This is a genomic window from Colwellia sp. BRX8-7 (assembly GCF_014077275.1).
Taxonomy (GTDB): Bacteria; Pseudomonadota; Gammaproteobacteria; order Enterobacterales; family Alteromonadaceae; genus Colwellia_A.
In genome coordinates, this window is record NZ_JACGVP010000016.1 from 35,629 (window position 1) to 54,055 (window position 18,427).

The following is an 18,427-nucleotide window of genomic DNA, read 5'->3' on the forward strand; positions in this document are numbered from 1 at the left end:
TACCCATCACGATGACTGTTCGTCACCGGATCTATGAATAACAAAACATGAGGTATTTAAATGAAACGGACAAAAAATGCCAATCCGGGTTTATTACTTGCCTTGACGCCTGTCGTATTAACTCTACTTATTCTTGGGACACAAATATTTTACTTTGGCGTTTTTGAGCCACACATTCCTCTTGCCATTGGTTTAGCCATTACCAGTATTGTTGGCATTAAGTTAGGGCTGAAATGGAAAGATATTGAAAGAGGAATTTTTCACGTTATTCACGTCGCATTACCTTCAGTGTCTGTTTTAATAACGGTTGGGATGATTATTGGGGTCTGGATTGCTAGCGGTACAGTACCCAGCATTATTTATTATGGTTTAAAGGTCCTTTCGCCTGAAATCTTTCTGGCTGCTGGTATGGTCATTTGTGCTGTTGTTTCACTTTCTCTTGGCACTAGTTGGGCGAGTGTAGGTACGGTTGGTTTGGCCTTAATGGGCATTGGCGAAGGTTTTAACATTCCTGCATATTGGACAGCTGGCGCTGTAGTTTCTGGTGCTTTTTTTGGTGATAAAATTTCACCACTTTCCGACACAACTAATTTGGCCCCTGCAGTGACTGGAACCGATGTTTTTTCTCATATAAAAAATATGATGGCAACGACCATCCCAGCTATGCTCATCGCTCTTATCATCTATTTGTTGGTGGGGTTTTTCGTCATCGACACTCAAAGCATTTCATTTGAAAGAATTGACGCTATCACTAACACCCTAGACGAAAACTTTTATATTTCAGGATGGGTATTATTACCTGCTTTGGTTGTCATGGGTTTAGCGATAAAAAAATATCCCCCTATGCCATCATTATTCGCTGGCGTTGTTGCCGGTGGTGCAACGGCAATGGTTGTTCAGGGGCAGAGTCTGCAATCAATTTTTGATTTTGCCAATAATGGCTACTCAATAAGTACGGGGATTGAAGAAATTGACAGTCTGTTAAATAGGGGGGGCATACAATCGATGATGTGGACCATTTCCTTGATATTAATTGCACTAGGCTTTGGCGGTGCGCTCGAAAAAACAGGTTGTTTGAAGTCAATTATTAATGCTATTAAGAGTAAGGTGAGTAGTTTTGCAGGTATTCAAACCGCGGCGATTGGTACTGCCTTTGCGACTAACCTAGTTGCTGGTGACCCTTACTTATCGATTGCTTTACCGGGACGAATGTACTCACCTGTTTACCGTGGCATGGGCTATTCAACCTTAAATCTATCACGTGGAATCGAAGAAGGTGGAACATTAATGTCTCCCCTTATTCCATGGAATGCGGGTGGTGCATTTGTAATTTCAGCGCTAGGTCTTGGTATTGCTGATGGCAATATAGAAAACCTTTTGTATATCCCCCTTGCTTTTGCCTGCTGGATGGCACCACTTATTGGGATCTTCTATGCTTTTACTGGATTATTCTCACCCAAAGCAACCGAAGAAGAAAGAGAGCATTGGGAATCTTCTGGTGAAGCAATAGCTGAATTTAATGCTAACGGTACACCAAAAGTTGAAGATACTGCGAAAGATGATGTAGATAACAATTCAGTCACGAAAAAGTCATAGTGTTGTTGATATGATTTATTACGCCATTGAATTTAGTTTGACGTAAAGTAACTTTCTATCAAGAATTATCCTTTACCTTCTTATAAAAATAGCTCAAGATAGTTTCGTTAAATACACTAACAATACATAAGTCATTGATTTTACTGGTATGAAAAGACTAGTGATCAGATGTCAAATACATGGAGATTGGTAACTAAACTTATGAATTATAAAGAAATAAATAGCATTCTGTTTGTCTGCATGGGCAATATTTGTCGTTCGCCAAGTGCTGAGGCGGTCTTTCGTCATAAAGTTAAAGAAAAGGGTATTTCTTTAACGATAGATTCTGCGGGTACAACGGGCTCTCATGCGCGTGAAAAGCCCGATCATCGTGCGCAAAAGATAGGTACTGAACGTGGCTACTCATTTGACAAAATTAAAGCACGTAAAGTTATTGTTGAAGATTTCACCAAATTTGATTTAGTCTTAGCGATGGACGAGCAAAATGTTAAAGAGCTAAAAAAGTTAGCACCAGAGCATTTACATGAAAAGATTCAATTGTTTTTAGAATATGCAGATAATTTTGAAGAACGAGAAGTACCTGATCCATATTATGGTGGGGCGAGGGGATTTAAGTTTGTCTTAGATTTAGTTGAAGATGCTAGCGACGGCTTATTAAAAAAGCTGGCTTAATCGTCAATGATTGAATGTTAGGTTTAAGGATCTAAAACTAAAGCAATAAAAAAGCCCTGTGAATATTATTCACAGGGCTTTTAGCTTTATAGGGTCTTAATTATCTAGCACGGAAAATAATACGGCCTTTAGATAAATCATACGGTGTCAATTCAACCGTTACTTTATCACCCGTTAATATGCGAATGTAGTTCTTACGCATTTTTCCTGAAATATGTGCCGTAACAACATGACCATTTTCTAGTTCAACGCGGAACATAGTATTTGGTAAGGTATCAAGAACCGTACCTTGCATTTCAATATTTTCTTCTTTCGCCATTGGGCGCTAAACCTCTAAAGTTGTGCATAAACAAAAATCTGGGCAGATGATGCCGAAAACAGGCCGGAATGTAAAGCTATAGTGTTATTTATTTACTGTTTGCCATCTGTTTTCTATCAATACTTGATGTGGGTAATAACGATCCTTGTAGTTCATCTTTTTGCAGTCATCAATTTGATAACCCAGATACAGAAAGTTCTTCTGCCTATCTTTTGCTAAATACACTTGCTGCAAAATAGAAAACACGCCTAAACCATGCTTATTGTAATCCGGATGATAAAAGGTATATACGGCTGATAGAGCATCTTTTAGTACATCGGTTACTGCAACACTAATAAGTTGATTATCATGCCATATTTCAAGGTAGAGCTGCTCTGTGACGTTACAACGGATAAAACTATTGTATTGATCGTTTGTCGCTGGGAACATTGAGCCATCGGTATGTAAAGTATTGATGTAATTTTCGTACAGCGGGTAATAAATAGCTTTTTTTTCAGTTGAGATGTTAATAGTAAATAGGTTGTTTTTCTTTATATTTCGTTTTTGACTTTTAGATAACAAAAATTCCTTTACTAAAACCCGCAGAGATTTGCATGCAGAGCAAAGTTCACAATGAGGTCGGTATATCTGATCACCACTGCGTCTAAAGCCTTGTGACATTAACCAACCATAATGTTCACTGTTATGTAAACGTTCATCGGTTGCAATCAGTAAACGTTCTTCTTGGTTGGGCAAGTAGTTACAAGGAAACGAACCGGTAATGCCTAACTGAAAATTTGTGCTCATATTAAGGCTCTTCTGTCAGTTGGCGGGGTAGCCAAAAATCCGGTGGTAATGAAACCGTTAATGCTTTTGCTTTCAATGTCATAAACTGCGAGCGTGAAACCTCAATACAGCCCATGTCTTCTAAAAAAGGGTTGAGCATTTGGCAGTCAATTAATGGAATGTTTTGGCCTTTTAATAAAGCATTTAAATAAACTAATGCGATTTTAGAACCATTGCTTTTTCGATAAAACATCGATTCTCCAGAAAAGCTGCCATTAATTGCCACGCCATATAAACCGCCGGCCAATTCACCATCCATCCACACTTCTATCGAATGTGCGACACCATTGTCATGCATTTGTTGATATGCCGCTAACATATCATCAACTATCCAAGTATCTTCCTTACGAAAGGGAGCGTCGGCACAATAATGAATAACACGGTCAAAGGCTTGATTTAAGGTTACGGTGAAGTTCTGTTGTTTTAATACTTTTCGCAAGGTGCGATTAATACGTAATTGGTCGGTTAGGATAATACCACGCGGATCTGGGCTCCACCACATAATGGCTTCGCCAGCACTGTACCAAGGAAAGACACCACTTCGATAGGCCGACTTTAATCGCGCTACAGATAAATCACCACCAAAAGCAAGTAAGCCATTAGGTTCAATCAACGCATGCTTTAAGGGTGGAAATGCCAGATCATCGACATCGAGTAATGCGACAATCTGGTTTTTAATGACTAAGAGCCTTTAGCGTCTAAGTAACGTTCTGCATCAAGGGCTGCCATACAACCAGCTCCAGCAGAGGTAATTGCTTGACGATAAATATGGTCAGCTACATCACCCGCGGCAAAAACACCTTCAACACTGGTCTGTGTTGCATTACCGTTAGTGCCACTTTGTATCGTTAAGTAGCCATCTTTCATCGCTAATTGGTCGTTGAAAATATCAGTGTTTGGCTTATGACCAATCGCAATAAAACAACCCATAACGTCAATATCTTTAGTCGTGTCAGATTGCGTTTCTTTTAAACGTACACCAGTAACACCCATTTTATCGCCTAACACTTCATCTAAGGTTTGATTTAAGTGTAAGGTAATATTGCCGTTTTTAACTTTTTCGTATAAACGGTCAGTTAAAATCTTTTCAGAGCGAAAAGTTTCACGACGATGCACTAAGTGAACTTCAGAGGCAATGTTTGATAAATATAACGCTTCTTCAACAGCGGTATTACCACCGCCAACAACAGCAACTTTTTGGTTGCGGTAAAAGAAACCATCACAGGTAGCACAGGCTGAAACGCCTTTACCCATAAATGCTTCTTCTGAAGGTAAACCTAGGTATTGTGCAGAAGCACCCGTACAAATGATAAGTGCATCACAAGTATAGCTCATGCTATCGCCTTTTAAGGTAAAAGGGCGTTTCGAAAAGTCAACTTCATTGATATGGTCAAAAATAATCTCGGTATCAAACTTTTCTGCATGCTTTTGCATACGATCCATTAATGCTGGACCCGTAAGGTCATCGGCATCACCAGGCCAGTTTTCAACTTCAGTGGTCGTTGTTAATTGACCCCCTTGCTGCATGCCAGTGATCATCACTGGTTTTAAATTTGCGCGTGCGGCATAAACTGCAGCAGTGTAACCAGCTGGACCTGATCCTAAAATGAGTAACGGGCAATGTCTTGCTTCGCTCATGAATGACTCCAAAGATTGATAAAAAGTATAATTATAAGGTATTAGTTGGGAGTTTAAGCAAAGAACTCAAGAGGGTAAATTAATTTTTTGATAAAAATTTCTATGAGTGCAATATTAAATGTACAGTGATGGCATATAAACCCTTATACACCACCACTCATCGCTATTTTACGCCAAGCTCTTTTAATCTTTCTAATAAGTAGCTTTTTTGAGTATGTCGTTCAGACAAGACGACTTCGTCTCGTGGATGAAGAAACAACGGCAATGATATTCTAGACTTTTTACTGGCCTTACCTGAAGGATTAATAACCCGATGGCTAGTAGATGGGAAATATCCACCTGAGGCTTCTTGCAACATATCACCAATATTAATAATTAAACTGCCAAAATCACTCGGAACGTCAATCCAAGACCCGTCTTGCTTTTGTACTTGCAGACCGGGTTCATTTGCTGCCGGTAATATGGTTAATAAATTAATATCTTCGTGAGCAGCGGCTCTGACTGCACCCGGTTCTTCATCTCCACTTAGGGGAGGGTAATGCAAAATTCGTAATAAGGTATTCGGCGTGTCTTTAATCATATTAGAAAGTTTTTCTGAATATTTTGATGATACATTTTCTGGGCTGTATTTTTCTACCCAATCAAGAAGCTCAGCAGCAAGATCAGAAGCATTCTTATAATAAGTAAGAATTTCTTCTTTTAGTTGCTCGGGGATCCTGCCCCAAGGATAAACATGAAAATATTCTTTTATATCTTTTTTAGCATGGCCTTTAGCCGTTTCTGATATTTCGGTTGAAAAGTAGCCATCTTGTTTCTTTGGATCAAAGCTTAATTCACGCTTTTCTTCAGTGCTAAAGTATTCATACCAATTTTTATAAATTGATTCAACAAGCTCTTGCTGAATTGGATGATTTATTAACACACCGAAACCAGTTTCTCTTAAGCTTTGAACAAATAATTTTCCAGCATCTTTATCTTGATAATCGATTACTTGAATTTGCATGATTGATTTCCTCTATATTATTTTTTTCATGTTTATTTGAATATAACATAACCTAACCAAATGGTCAGCTTTTAGATTTATTCTAAAAAAAACCTCTATTAAAAATATAACAGAGGTTTATTGTTTTTATGTAGAACTCACAAAGTATTATTTTCAGTCGTTATAAAGTCGCTATAGCCACTTCAGGTGGTATGTAGTCGTAGCCTAAAACTTCAGCAACAGGTTGGTAAGTGATTTTTCCGCCTAATACGTTTAAACCATTCATTAAGTGTACGTTGTCAAGCATGGCTTGTTTTGCACCCTTATTAGCAAGCATTACCGCAAATGGCATGGTTGCATTAGTTAATGCCATTGTTGATGTGCGTGCTACGCCACCTGGCATGTTAGCTACACAGTAATGTACTACGTCGTCAACAACATACGTTGGGTCTTGATGAGTTGTTGCTTTTGATGTTTCAAAACAACCGCCTTGGTCAATCGCAACATCAACAACAACAGCACCTTTTTTCATCATTTTGATGTGGGCTCTTGTTACTAATTTAGGTGCAGCTGCACCTGGAATTAAGACCGCGCCTATGACTAAGTCAGCTTCAACAATCAATTGGTCCATCGCATCGGCAGTAGAGTAAACTGTTTTTAAACGGCCATCAAATTCAGTATCTAATTGACGTAGACGGGGTAATGAACGATCTAATATCGTTACATCAGCGCCCATACCTATTGCCATACGAGCAGCTTGAGTACCAACAACACCGCCACCTATAATTAATACTTTCGCAGGAGCAACACCAGGAACACCACCTAATAAAGCACCTAAACCGCCTTGTGCTTTTTCAAGCGCATGAGCACCTGCTTGAATAGACATACGGCCAGCGACTTCAGACATTGGCGCTAATAAAGGTAAACCACCTTGAGCAGAGGTTACCGTTTCGTAGGCAATACAGGTTGCGCCAGAAGCAACTAATAATTCAGTTTGCTTAGCATCGGGTGCTAAATGTAGGTAAGTAAATAGTATTTGACCTGGGCGTAGCATTTTACACTCGTCAGGTTGTGGCTCTTTTACTTTTATTATCATGTCAGCGGTTGCAAAAATTTCTGCCGCCGTGTTTATAATTTTGGCACCGGCTGCTATATATTGCTCGTTTTCAAAACCAATAGATTCGCCGCCGTTATTTTCAACAATCACTTCATGACCATTAACCGTTAGCTCATTAACGCCTGCTGGAGTTAAGCCTATACGGTACTCATGGTTTTTAATTTCTTTAGGAACACCAATAATCATAATCGTCTCACCTGTTAAATGTTTTTATATTATTTGCGGCTATTATAATGCGTTATTCTCGAATTAACCTATCGTAATATTTTATAAATCGATATATAATCCTGTTATATCTCGAAAATGTAGTGTTTTATATAATGTCGTCGTCTCAAAGCAAAAGTATTGATCGCATCGATCGTAATATTCTCGTTGAGCTACAAAAGAATGCTCGTATATCCAATATAGAGTTGTCTAAAAGAGTAGGGCTAAGTCCAACACCATGTTTAGAAAGGGTTAAGCGATTAGAAAAAGAGAAGTATATCAAAGGCTACCAAGCGATATTAAACCCCCAAAAGCTTGAAGCTGCATTACTTGTATTAGTGGAAATAACCTTAACCAAAACCAGTCCTGATGTTTTTGATGATTTTTCTAGGGCGGTCCATGACCTTGATGTTATACAAGAGTGTCATTTAGTGTCTGGAAACTTTGACTTTTTACTTAAAACCCGCGTTGCAGACATGGTCGCCTATCGAGAATTACTAGGTGATACTTTACTTCGTTTGCCCTCAGTAAGCGAAAGTAGAAGTTATGTTGTTATGGAAGAGGTTAAATCGACTAATTTTCTACCGATTAAACGTTAATCGCATCATTAAGCTCAAGTAAGTGATTTAAACATTTAACTCCTTACAATAGTTTGTTATTTTACTGTATATAAACATACCCGTATTACTGCAACTTGAGTGGTATGGCTATAAAATAGTTATTAACTCGGTTTATTATATTGTCTACAGAATCTCCTACTCAAAGTAAATTAAATGGTGTGCAACGATTACTAGAAGCTGGTTTGTTGGTTTCTTTTCTTTTTGCCATGTTTATTATGTTAGCGCTATTTAGCTTTAACCCCGCTGATCCTGGTTGGTCTCAAAGTGGTTATCAAACACCTATTCGTAATTTAGGCGGTGCTGTTGGCGCTTATATTTCTGACCTACTGTTAAACTTATTTGGTTTTATTTCTTATAGTCTACCCTTTGTTACTGCAATAACAGGGTGGTTATTGTTTCAAAAATATCATCGCTTAATTCAATTAGATTACTTAACCTTAGGGTTAAAGTGTATTGGCTTTATTCTTTTTTATATTGGTATAACATCAATTGCCAGTATGAATTTTGATGATGTCTTTTACTTTTCAGCCGGTGGTATTATTGGTGACGCGTTAAGTCAAACGGTGCTGCCTTATTTTTCTTTTGTCGGTAGTACTTTATTATTCTTGACCTTTCTCCTCTCTGGTTTTGTGCTACTAACCGGTTTCTCATTGATCGCCTTTATTGATAAAACCGGTGCTTATACAATACTATTCGCCCAATATTTATTAACGATACCTCAAAAACTACAAGCCTACTTCACTGCATTGAAGACTGAAAAAGTAAAAAAACAAGTATTGGTTAGTACTGTTGAGAAAAAAGAACAGCCAGAGGCTTTACCTGAGCTAACTGAAAAACAACCGGTAAGTTTTCAAGTAGATGAAAATCTAGTGGATGAAAACGAAGAGCTACATCATGCTTTTGATGCAATAAATGAACAAGAATATGAAGACATTATTGCACCGAGTAAAAAAGATCTTTCTTTTGATCTCGAAGAGGACATCGAGCACTTTGTTGCAATAGATGACCTTATCGGTGAACCACTCGCTTTTAATGTTCAAGAACATGTTAGCGATGATGAAATAACGGCTGCCTTTGAGAAAGTTGATCCAATCAATGTTGAAGAACCGATAAAGGTCACCGTAAAAAGAGATAGCGCAACTTACCAAGGACTACCGGGGCTTGATTTATTAGATCGCCCCAACCGGACTGAAAACCCTATTGACGAGAAAGAGCTTGAATTAGTCAGTCGACTAGTTGAGGAAAAACTCTTAGAGTTTGGTGTAAAAGCTGAAGTCGTTGGTGTTTATCCCGGACCTGTTATTACCCGTTTCGAGTTAAATTTAGCGCCAGGTGTTAAAGCCAGTAAAGTAAGCGGTTTGTCGCAAGATATTGCCCGTTCCTTATCTGCTAAAAGTGTCCGAGTCGTTGAAGTTATTGAAGGTAAATCTGTCATTGGTGTTGAGTTACCCAATAAATATAGAGAAACGGTGTATTTTACTGATGTCATTTCTGCCCCGGCATTTGCTGCATCAAGATCCCATTTAGCCATGGCGATTGGTAGCGATATTTCAGGTAAACCCGTGATAGCCGATCTAGCCAAGATGCCTCATTTATTAGTGGCAGGAACAACAGGCTCAGGTAAGTCAGTTGCGGTTAATACCATGATTGTCAGTATATTGTATAAATCCACACCTGAAGATGTGCGGATGATAATGATCGACCCCAAACAAGTTGAACTCTCTGTTTATAACGGTATTCCACATTTGTTAGCTGAAGTGGTTACCGACATGAAAGAAGCGGCTAACGCGCTGCGCTGGTGTGTCGGTGAAATGGAACGTCGCTATAAACTTATGTCGTCTCTGGGTGTACGTAACCTTAAAGGCTACAATGAAAAAGTGCTTAATGCTATTGAAGCTGGAGAGCCGTTAATCGATCCTACTTGGCAACCTAATGATGCTTTTACGCAAACGCCGCCTTTGTTAGAAAAATTGCCTGCGATTGTTATACTCGTTGACGAATTTGCCGATATGATGATGGTTGCAGGTAAAAAAGTCGAAGAACTTATTGCGCGTATTGCTCAAAAAGCCCGAGCGGCGGGTATGCATTTAATTTTAGCGACTCAACGTCCCTCAGCGGATGTAATTACCGGTTTAATTAAAGCAAATATTCCAACCCGTATGGCACTGCGAGTACAATCAAGAATGGAGTCACGTATTATTCTTGACCAACAAGGTGCTGAACAGCTGTTAGGCATGGGAGATATGTTTTATTTACCGCCTGGCGAGGCTGTTTCTGTGCGTGTTCACGGCGCTTTTGTTAACGATGACGAAGTACATGCTGTTGTTGCCGACTGGAAGTCTCGTGGCGAACCTAATTATGTTGAAGAAATATTGTCAGGTGATACTGATAATGAAATTTTATTACCCGGAGAGCAAGCCGAAGCCGATGAAGCGGTTGAACTGGATACCTTGTATGACGAGGCGGTTGAATTTGTCACTAAAGGTCGACGTGTCTCCATATCAAGTGTGCAACGTAAATTTAGAATTGGTTATAACCGTGCAGCACGTATTGTTGAAGATATGGAAAACCAAAGTGTGGTAAGTTCACCAGGCCATAACGGTGCCCGTGAAGTATTGGCACCACCACCTGTAAGAGATTTGTAGGTGTTATTTTCCCCGACTTATGTAGTCAAGTTATAAGGATAACTGAATGAATTTTTCCCTAAAAAAAACAGTACTTTTATCATTTTTTTCTGTTGTTGTATTAAGCAGTGCAAGTACCTCCGTTTTTGCTTTGCCGTTCGATGAACCGACCAATGTTATAGAAAAGCAAAGCAACGATGCTCTAATCATTAAAAGTAATTTAATACAAAAATTAGCAAAACTTGAATATTTTACGGCGAATTTTAACCAGCAAGTTCTGGATGCCGAAGGTAATGAGTTACAAAACGCTTTGGGCACTCTAGCGGTTAAAAAACCTAACTTAGTACACTGGAAAACGGCAGAACCAGATGAGTCATTAATCGTTTCAGATGGTGATACCTTATGGTTTTTTGACCCGTTTGTAGAGCAGGTTAGTGCTTATCTTTTAGAAAAAGCGTTACTCAACACCCCCATTTTATTATTAACAAGCAGCGATCCAACACTATGGCAACATTATAGTGTTAGCTCAACCGATGAAAACAATTACCTCATTCATGCTAATGATACTAATGCCCAAGTGAAGACGTTAGAATTACGTTTTAAGAAAAATAGTAATATGCTTACCAGCTTTACTATTTTAGACGCAACAGGGCAGTTAAGCCTGTTTAAGCTTTCACAGTTTGACCAAGTAACTGTTCCCAAAAGTGCACTATTTACCTTTAAAATACCCGAAGGTGTTGAGTTAGATGATCAACGCTAACGACGACGCTAATGGCTCTTTACCTTTAGATTTCGCTGATGAAGGAATGATTAAAACTGACAATGACGATGATCAGTTTCAACCATTAGCGGCCAAACTTCGCCCTAAAACATTAGCCGATTATCAAGGTCAACAACATATCTTATCGCCAGGTATGCCGTTAACGATCGCGATTGAGCAGGGGAAGTGTCATTCTGTTATCTTTTGGGGGCCGCCGGGTACAGGCAAAACCACCTTAGCAGAAATTATCGCTAGTCATGCAAATGCCGAGGTTGAACGCTTATCGGCGGTAACCTCGGGTATTAAAGATATACGTCAAGCAATAGATAATGCTAAGCAACGTTTACTTCGCCATAAAAAACGCACCGTATTATTTGTTGACGAAGTTCACCGTTTTAATAAAGGACAGCAAGACGCTTTTTTGCCTTTTATTGAAGATGGCACCATTATTTTTATTGGCGCGACCACTGAAAATCCCGCTTTTGAACTTAACCAAGCGGTTTTATCACGTGCACGTGTTTATACTTTAAAAAAGTTAACGCGTGATGATTTATCAATTATTTTAACGCGCGCTTGTGAAAATCAGCAAAACAGCAAAAACATTAAGATATATATTGCCGATAATGCCCAGCAGCAATTATTAACCTTGGCTAATGGCGATGCACGACGTCTATTGAATGTCTTTGAAAACTGCGTTGATATTCTGTCAGGATCCAAAATCACCATTACTTTAGAAACTGTTGTACAAGTAGCGGGCAATAAAATTGCTTTATACGATAAGGGTGGTGATGCCTTTTATGATTTAATCAGTGCTTTTCATAAATCTGTGCGCGGTAGCTCTCCTGATGCCGCACTTTATTGGTACGCGAGAATATTAGCAGGGGGCGGAGATGCACTTTACGTCGCCCGTCGGCTGTTAGCGATCGCCAGTGAAGACATTGGTAATGCCGACCCTAGAGCAATGCAACTCGCTATTAATGCTTGGGATACTTTTCAGCGTGTCGGACCTAGTGAAGGTGAGCGAGCTATAGCTCAAGCAACTGTATACATGGCTTTAGCACCGAAAAGTAATGCCGTATATATGGCTTTTAATCAGGCCAAAGAGCTTGCTAAAAATACTGCAGAGCTCGACGTCCCCTTCCATTTAAAAAATGCCACCAGTAGTATTACTAAAGAACTCGGTCATGGCAGCGAATATAGGTACGCTCATAATGAAGATAATGGCTTTGCTGCAGGAGAAAATTATTTTCCTGAATCCTTGCAACATACCTCGCTTTATCAACCAACAGACCGTGGCTTGGAAAAACAGTTAAAAGATAAACAAAATTTTCTCAATGAATTAAATAACCAAAGTAATAATAAACGTTATGACTAATACCATTAGTACCTTTTCATTATATCTATTTGTAGCACTTGGCGGAGCGTGTGGGGCAAGTCTACGCTTTTATTTTTCGCAATTAATATTGAATTGGCTCGGAAAAGGTTTCCCTTTTGCGACATTGGCGGTTAATATTTCCGGTTCATTGATCATGGGTACCTTATATGGTCTTATTGAAAATGGTGTAATTGAAGTAAGTGTCTACCGAACCCTAATAGGTATCGGGTTTCTAGGAGCTTTCACCACATTTTCAACCTTTTCATTGGATACACTTTTGTTAATGCAACAAGGTGAATTCCTAAAAGGCATGATAAATATATTACTTAATGTCAGCTTATGTGTTTTTGCTGCTGGTATTGGGCTGTACTTAGTAACTTATGCGACTAAGTAAGCAGAGCTAAAATAAATAAACAACCACTTAACTTGTAGATGTGAATAAAATGCTTGATCCAAAATTATTTAGAAATGATATCGAAGCCACTGCGGCACAATTAGCGAAACGTGGCTTTTCTTTAGATACTGCGTTATTAATCGATCTAGAAGAGCAACGAAAAGCTTTTCAGATCAAAACCCAAGAATTACAAAATCAACGCAATACCCGTTCAAAATCTATTGGCCAAGCTAAAGCGCGTGGAGAAGATATTCAGCCATTATTAGCTGAAGTGAGTCAATTAGGTGCTGATCTAGATGCTGCCAAAATTGAACAAGATGATGTGCTTGCTAAAATTGATGATATTCTTTCGGCGGTACCAAATTTAATCGACCATTCAGTCCCAGACGGGGCAAGTGAAGATGATAATGTTGAAATTAAACGCTGGGGAACACCCCGTGTCTTTGATTTCGAAGTTAAAGATCATGTTGATGTTGGTGCTGGTATTGGCAACGGTTTAGATTTTGAAAGTGGTGCTAAACTTGCGGGAACACGTTTTGCGGTTTTACGTGGCCAAATTGCTAAAATGCACCGTGCGCTTGCACAGTTAATGCTTGATGTTCATACCGAAGAGCATGGTTATCAAGAAATGTACGTGCCTTATTTAGTGAATCAAGATTCACTTTATGGCACAGGACAGTTACCTAAATTTGGTGAAGATTTATTTCACACTGATTTAAGTAATAAAAAATTCTCTTTGATCCCAACGGCTGAAGTCCCTTTAACAAATTTATTAAGAAATGAAATTGTAGAAGAGGCAGAGTTACCTATTAAGATGTGCGCGCATACCCCATGTTTTAGAAGTGAAGCCGGTTCAGGTGGTCGTGATATTCGCGGTCTAATTCGCCAGCATCAGTTTGATAAAGTTGAAATGGTGCAGATTGTTAAGCCAGAAGATTCATTTACCGCGTTAGAAGCCTTAACAGGTCATGCTGAAAAAATTCTTGAAAGATTAGAATTACCTTACCGTACCGTTATTTTATGTACGGGTGATATTGGTTTTAGTGCAACTAAAACATTCGATATCGAAGTATGGTTGCCTGCACAAAATACTTACCGTGAAATCTCTTCTTGTTCTAACATGGGCGACTTTCAAGCTCGCCGCATGCAAGCACGATTTAGAAGCAGTGAAACGAAGAGACCTGAATTATTGCACACCTTAAATGGCTCTGGCTTAGCGGTTGGTCGTACATTAGTCGCTATTTTAGAAAATTACCAACAAGCTGACGGCAGTGTAAAAATTCCAACAGCATTACAACCTTACATGAATGGTTTAACACAGATAGGCTAACGCTACTTGTTAACCTTCCTCTATTAATAGCAATAAAAATCCAATACCTAGGTATTGGATTTTTTTTGTTTTAATTTGAATTTTTAATCTGGTGATCGGGTCTATAAATATAACTATTTCGTTATTATATTATTTATAAAGGTGAGTTGTGTTGAAGAGTTTATTTATTCAAGCTGTGGTGTTTTTAGCTATCTTTCAAGCACTGACAATGTTCAGAGAATCAGACATGCTATCAACGGGAGAACAGATAACGCCACAAACTGTTTCATTAGAAACGCTCGATGATAAAACCATTGAACTTGCCAATTTTAAGAAAACTACCATTATTTATTTTTTTGCTCCTTGGTGTCAAATATGTCATATCAGTATCAGTAATCTTCAAGAGACATATGAAAAGAACCAACAGATAAATGTTATCGCCATTGCATTAGATTATGTCGATAAAAAAGAGGTCTTTGAATTTTCTAGCCAGCATCAATTAACTTTCCCTATTGCCTTAGGTACAGAGCAAATCAAGCATCAATTCAAGATAGAAGGTTATCCAAGTTATTATGTCATTGATGATAAAAATACCGTTATTGCAAAATCAATGGGCTATTCTTCTGAAATTGGGCTGTTTCTTAGAACACTTTAACGCATATTACTTCTGATCTTTTAATTGTTTGTGTACACTGTGGCTATTCATAATAAAAATAGCAGATCCTGTCATGCAAATTACCTCTAACTTTGATAGTGGAAATATCCGCGTTATTGATGCAAGCCAAGCCGATAATATTCAACTTGAAATTGTTAAAGACAACCAATCTGATTTTTATCAGTGGTTTCATTTTAAACTTAATAATACCGACCGTTGTGAACATACCCTTCATTTAATGAATGCTGGAACTTCTGCTTACACAGAAGGATGGACAGATTATCAAGCAGTGGCGTCCTACGACCGTGAGCATTGGTTTCGAGTACCAACTGAATTTGATGGAGAAAAACTGAGTATTACTTTAACCCCAGAATATGATTCAGTTTATTTTGCTTATTTTGCTCCGTATAGCTATGAACGTCATCAAGACTTACTGCATCAAGCGCAATTAGATATTGATTGCCAGTTGCAAGTTTTAGGACAAACCCTTGATGGACGCGATGTGTCAGTATTAAAAGTTGGAGAAGAAGGTCCCAAGAAGAAAGTTATTTGGGTTACTGCTCGTCAACATCCTGGCGAAAGTATGGCTGAATGGTTTATGGAAGGTTTTATTGACCGTTTGCTCGATGAAGACGATGGTGTTGCTCGCTCACTCTTAGACAGTTCGGTGTTTTATTTAGTGCCTAATATGAATCCTGATGGTTCAGTTCGAGGACATTTAAGAACAAATGCTATCGGTACTAATTTAAATCGTGAGTGGTTAGAGCCTTCAATGGCAAGTAGTCCAGAAGTATTCTTGGTGCGTGAGAAAATGTTAGCTACCGGTGTTGACATGTTTCTTGATATTCATGGCGATGAAGCTCTACCGTTTAACTTTGTTGCTGGCTGTGAAGGTGTCCCCGCATATGACGCTAAACATCAAGCCTTAGAAGAAAAATTCAAAGCCATTCTTCTAGCGGTAACTCCTGAGTTTCAAGATGACAAAGGATATGATAAAGATGAACCCGGCCAAGCTAACTTAACTGTGGGTGCTAATTGGGTTGGTAATAACTTCAAATGTTTGTCTTATACCGTAGAAATGCCTTTTAAAGATAATGACTTATTACCAGACCGCAGTGTCGGTTGGTCAGACACGCGTAGTAGCTTATTTGGTCGTGACTTTTTAACGGCTATTTATCATGTTGTTGATGATTTACGCTAAACCTATCTAAAATCAATAATTGAAGTTCGATGATCGTTTAAGTGCTATATCAAGTTGCACTTAAATGATTAGCGGCCCTCAACCGTCGAACAACAAATTAAATAATAATAATAATAAATCTGGAGTGTCATGTGGAAGCGATTGTAAATACCATTAACGGCTATATTTGGAGCCCGTACTTAATTTATCTCTGTTTAGGAACGGGGGTCTTTTTCTCTGTTTTAACGCGATTTGCGCAAGTACGTCATTTTAGAGAAATGTTTCGCCTATTGCTTTCGGGTAAAAGCTCAGAAAAGGGTATCTCATCTTTTCAAGCCTTAGCGGTGTCTTTATCTGGACGTGTTGGTACTGGTAATATTGCAGGGGTTGCCGCTGCCATCGGTTTTGGTGGACCTGGCGCGGTATTTTGGATGTGGGTGGTTGCCTTTTTAGGCGCAGCAACGGCTTATATCGAATCAACTAATGCTCAAATTTATAAAGAAGAAGAGGACGGTCAGTACCGTGGTGGCCCAGCTTACTACATTGAAAAAGCCTTAGGTCAAAAATGGTATGCTTGGATATTTGCTTTATCAACTATTCTTGCCTGTGGTGTTTTATTACCTGTTGTGCAATCAAACGGCATCGGTGATGCTATGGTCAATGTGTTTGGCGCCGGTGGTTCAGTTAGCTCTTTTATGGGCGACTTACCTTTAACGAAAGTATATACCGCAGTATTTATTGTTTTATTACTTGGTTTTATCATTTTTGGTGGTGTTAAGCGTATTGCTAACTTTACCCAAATTGTGGTGCCTTTTATGGCGCTTGCTTACATTATCATTGCTTGTACTATCATAGCATTGCATATTGATCAGCTACCTGGTGTCTTTATGCTAATTATTACCGATGCTTTTACTCCAATGGCGGGGTTTGGTGCAGCAATTGGTTGGGGTGTTAAACGCGGAGTTTATTCAAATGAAGCCGGACAAGGTACTGGACCACATGCTGCTGCTGCTGCAGAAGTTGAACATCCAGCGCAACAAGGATTAGTGCAAGCCTTCTCAGTTTATATTGACACCTTATTTGTTTGTTCTGCTACTGCGTTTATGATCTTAATCACACAGTCGTATAATGTTATGCCAGAAGGCGCGACTAGTTTTGTTGTTAGTAACTTAGCCAGTGACGTTGTTATTAGTGGTCCTGCTTTTACGCAAATTGCGGTCGATAGTGTTTTAACCGGTTTTGGTAAACCCTTTATTGCTATTGCTTTGTTTTTCTTTGCCTTTACAACGGTACTAGCTTATTACTTTATCGCGGAAAATAATGTTTCTTATATTAATAAAACAATTAAAATGCCGGCACTTAGATTCCTCCTTAAAGTGGTGCTAATGTCAGCAGTCTTTTACGGTACTGTTGCAGAACCTAGTGCTGCTTGGAGTCTTGGTGATATTGGTGTTGGGTTAATGGCTTGGTTGAATATTTTTGCACTTATCGCCATCTTCTTTATGGCTAAGCCCGCGATTAAAGCACTAAAAGATTATGAACGTCAGCAGAAACTAGGGGTGACAAAATTTACCTTTGACCCTAAAAAGCTGGGTATTGAAAAAGCTAAATTCTGGGAAGATCGTTTTAATAAAAACAAGTAATTTTATTTATAATTGATTTACTTTTATTAATTTGCAATAAAAGTAAAATTACTTTAAAAAACGTCCAATAGGACGTTTTTTTTTGCTTAAATTTAGGTAGAATATTAACACTAATTATTTTATGGAGCGTCATCTTCCTATGGCTGTAATTAATTGCCCAAACTGTAAGAAAAAGATATCTGACAAAGCGAAGTCTTGCTCTCATTGTGAAATCGATTTGACCAAAGTTGATGCCAGTCAAATAGCATCAATGAAAAAATTGAGCAAAATAGATCAATCCCAAAAACTGATGAATCACTCATTTATCGCTATGTTACTTTTTTGTGGTGGTTTTTTATTTTTGTATTGGCAAGACGCACAGCAGGGCACATGGCAATATTTTATAAGTATTGGTGCGGCAGTGCTTGGTTTTATTTGGTATATTGCAACTCGCATTCGTTTGCTTATGCTTAAATACCGAAATTAACATTAACTTTTCTCGTAAGAATTAAGAAACAAAGGCTGTAAATATAAC

18 protein-coding genes are annotated in these 18,427 nt (G+C 38.6%); 12 read left to right on the forward strand and 6 right to left on the reverse strand.

Translation table 11 applies throughout. The features are described 5' to 3' along the window. The first annotated feature begins 60 nt into the window (after positions 1–60). Both nhaC and H4J57_RS15270 read left to right on the forward strand, forming a co-directional pair. Positions 61–1,596: a Na+/H+ antiporter NhaC gene (gene nhaC / locus H4J57_RS15265; RefSeq protein ID WP_182243512.1), complete on the forward strand. Its 1,536-nt coding sequence runs from the start codon at positions 61–63 to the stop codon at positions 1,594–1,596. A 201-nt stretch (positions 1,597–1,797) separates the two neighbouring features. Continuing rightward, on the forward strand, positions 1,798–2,268 hold the full coding sequence (locus H4J57_RS15270) for a low molecular weight protein-tyrosine-phosphatase (RefSeq protein ID WP_182215224.1): 471 nt from the start codon (positions 1,798–1,800) through the stop codon (positions 2,266–2,268). A gap of 100 nt (positions 2,269–2,368) precedes the next feature. On the opposite strand, the gene infA is transcribed toward H4J57_RS15270, so the two are convergent. The 6 genes from infA to ald form a co-directional block, all read right to left on the reverse strand. After that, positions 2,369–2,587, reverse strand: coding sequence for a translation initiation factor IF-1 (infA, locus tag H4J57_RS15275; RefSeq protein WP_011043571.1), 219 nt, complete (start codon positions 2,585–2,587; stop codon positions 2,369–2,371). Positions 2,588–2,671: 84 nt separating this feature from the next. Next, positions 2,672–3,373, reverse strand: a complete 702-nt coding sequence (locus H4J57_RS15280; RefSeq protein WP_182215222.1) for an arginyltransferase — start codon at positions 3,371–3,373, stop codon at positions 2,672–2,674. 1 nt (position 3,374) lies between these two features. Then, positions 3,375–4,025, reverse strand: coding sequence for a leucyl/phenylalanyl-tRNA--protein transferase (gene aat / locus H4J57_RS15285; protein ID WP_259366873.1), 651 nt, complete (start codon positions 4,023–4,025; stop codon positions 3,375–3,377). Between the two features lie 68 nt (positions 4,026–4,093). After that, complete coding sequence (trxB, locus tag H4J57_RS15290; protein ID WP_070373538.1) at positions 4,094–5,050, reverse strand: thioredoxin-disulfide reductase; 957 nt, start codon at positions 5,048–5,050, stop codon at positions 4,094–4,096. Between the two features lie 163 nt (positions 5,051–5,213). Continuing rightward, positions 5,214–6,053, reverse strand: coding sequence for an isopenicillin N synthase family oxygenase (locus H4J57_RS15295; RefSeq protein ID WP_182243513.1), 840 nt, complete (start codon positions 6,051–6,053; stop codon positions 5,214–5,216). A 160-nt stretch (positions 6,054–6,213) separates the two neighbouring features. Beyond that, positions 6,214–7,335: an alanine dehydrogenase gene (ald, locus tag H4J57_RS15300; protein ID WP_070373540.1), complete on the reverse strand. Its 1,122-nt coding sequence runs from the start codon at positions 7,333–7,335 to the stop codon at positions 6,214–6,216. 134 nt (positions 7,336–7,469) lie between these two features. Between ald and lrp the strand changes: the two genes are divergently transcribed. The 10 genes from lrp (at position 7,470) to H4J57_RS15350 (ending at position 18,379) form a co-directional block, all read left to right on the forward strand. After that, positions 7,470–7,952: a leucine-responsive transcriptional regulator Lrp gene (lrp, locus tag H4J57_RS15305; protein WP_182215220.1), complete on the forward strand. Its 483-nt coding sequence runs from the start codon at positions 7,470–7,472 to the stop codon at positions 7,950–7,952. A 140-nt stretch (positions 7,953–8,092) separates the two neighbouring features. Next, positions 8,093–10,618 (forward strand): DNA translocase FtsK, encoded by a 2,526-nt coding sequence (locus H4J57_RS15310; protein WP_220465915.1) that lies wholly within the window; start codon positions 8,093–8,095, stop codon positions 10,616–10,618. 46 nt (positions 10,619–10,664) lie between these two features. Then, entirely contained in the window at positions 10,665–11,357 is a 693-nt protein-coding gene (lolA, locus tag H4J57_RS15315; RefSeq protein ID WP_182243514.1) for an outer membrane lipoprotein chaperone LolA, read from the forward strand. 46 nt (positions 11,358–11,403) lie between these two features. Further along, positions 11,404–12,732, forward strand: a complete 1,329-nt coding sequence (locus tag H4J57_RS15320) for a replication-associated recombination protein A (RefSeq protein ID WP_182215268.1) — start codon at positions 11,404–11,406, stop codon at positions 12,730–12,732. Next, on the forward strand, positions 12,725–13,126 hold the full coding sequence (gene crcB, locus H4J57_RS15325) for a fluoride efflux transporter CrcB (RefSeq protein ID WP_146800116.1): 402 nt from the start codon (positions 12,725–12,727) through the stop codon (positions 13,124–13,126). The genes H4J57_RS15320 and crcB overlap by 8 nt, the downstream gene beginning before the upstream one ends. A 49-nt stretch (positions 13,127–13,175) precedes the next feature. Continuing rightward, on the forward strand, positions 13,176–14,456 hold the full coding sequence (gene serS, locus H4J57_RS15330; RefSeq protein WP_070373544.1) for a serine--tRNA ligase: 1,281 nt from the start codon (positions 13,176–13,178) through the stop codon (positions 14,454–14,456). 148 nt (positions 14,457–14,604) lie between these two features. Further along, positions 14,605–15,090 (forward strand): TlpA disulfide reductase family protein, encoded by a 486-nt coding sequence (locus H4J57_RS15335; RefSeq protein ID WP_310733530.1) that lies wholly within the window; start codon positions 14,605–14,607, stop codon positions 15,088–15,090. Between the two features lie 73 nt (positions 15,091–15,163). After that, the gene (locus H4J57_RS15340; RefSeq protein WP_182243515.1) at positions 15,164–16,291 is read left to right on the forward strand and encodes a carboxypeptidase family protein; all 1,128 of its coding nucleotides are present in this window, start codon (positions 15,164–15,166) and stop codon (positions 16,289–16,291) included. 131 nt (positions 16,292–16,422) lie between these two features. Beyond that, on the forward strand, positions 16,423–17,913 hold the full coding sequence (locus H4J57_RS15345) for a sodium:alanine symporter family protein (RefSeq protein ID WP_182215215.1): 1,491 nt from the start codon (positions 16,423–16,425) through the stop codon (positions 17,911–17,913). 139 nt (positions 17,914–18,052) lie between these two features. After that, positions 18,053–18,379 (forward strand): hypothetical protein, encoded by a 327-nt coding sequence (locus H4J57_RS15350; RefSeq protein ID WP_182243516.1) that lies wholly within the window; start codon positions 18,053–18,055, stop codon positions 18,377–18,379. Positions 18,380–18,427: the final 48 nt, after the last annotated feature.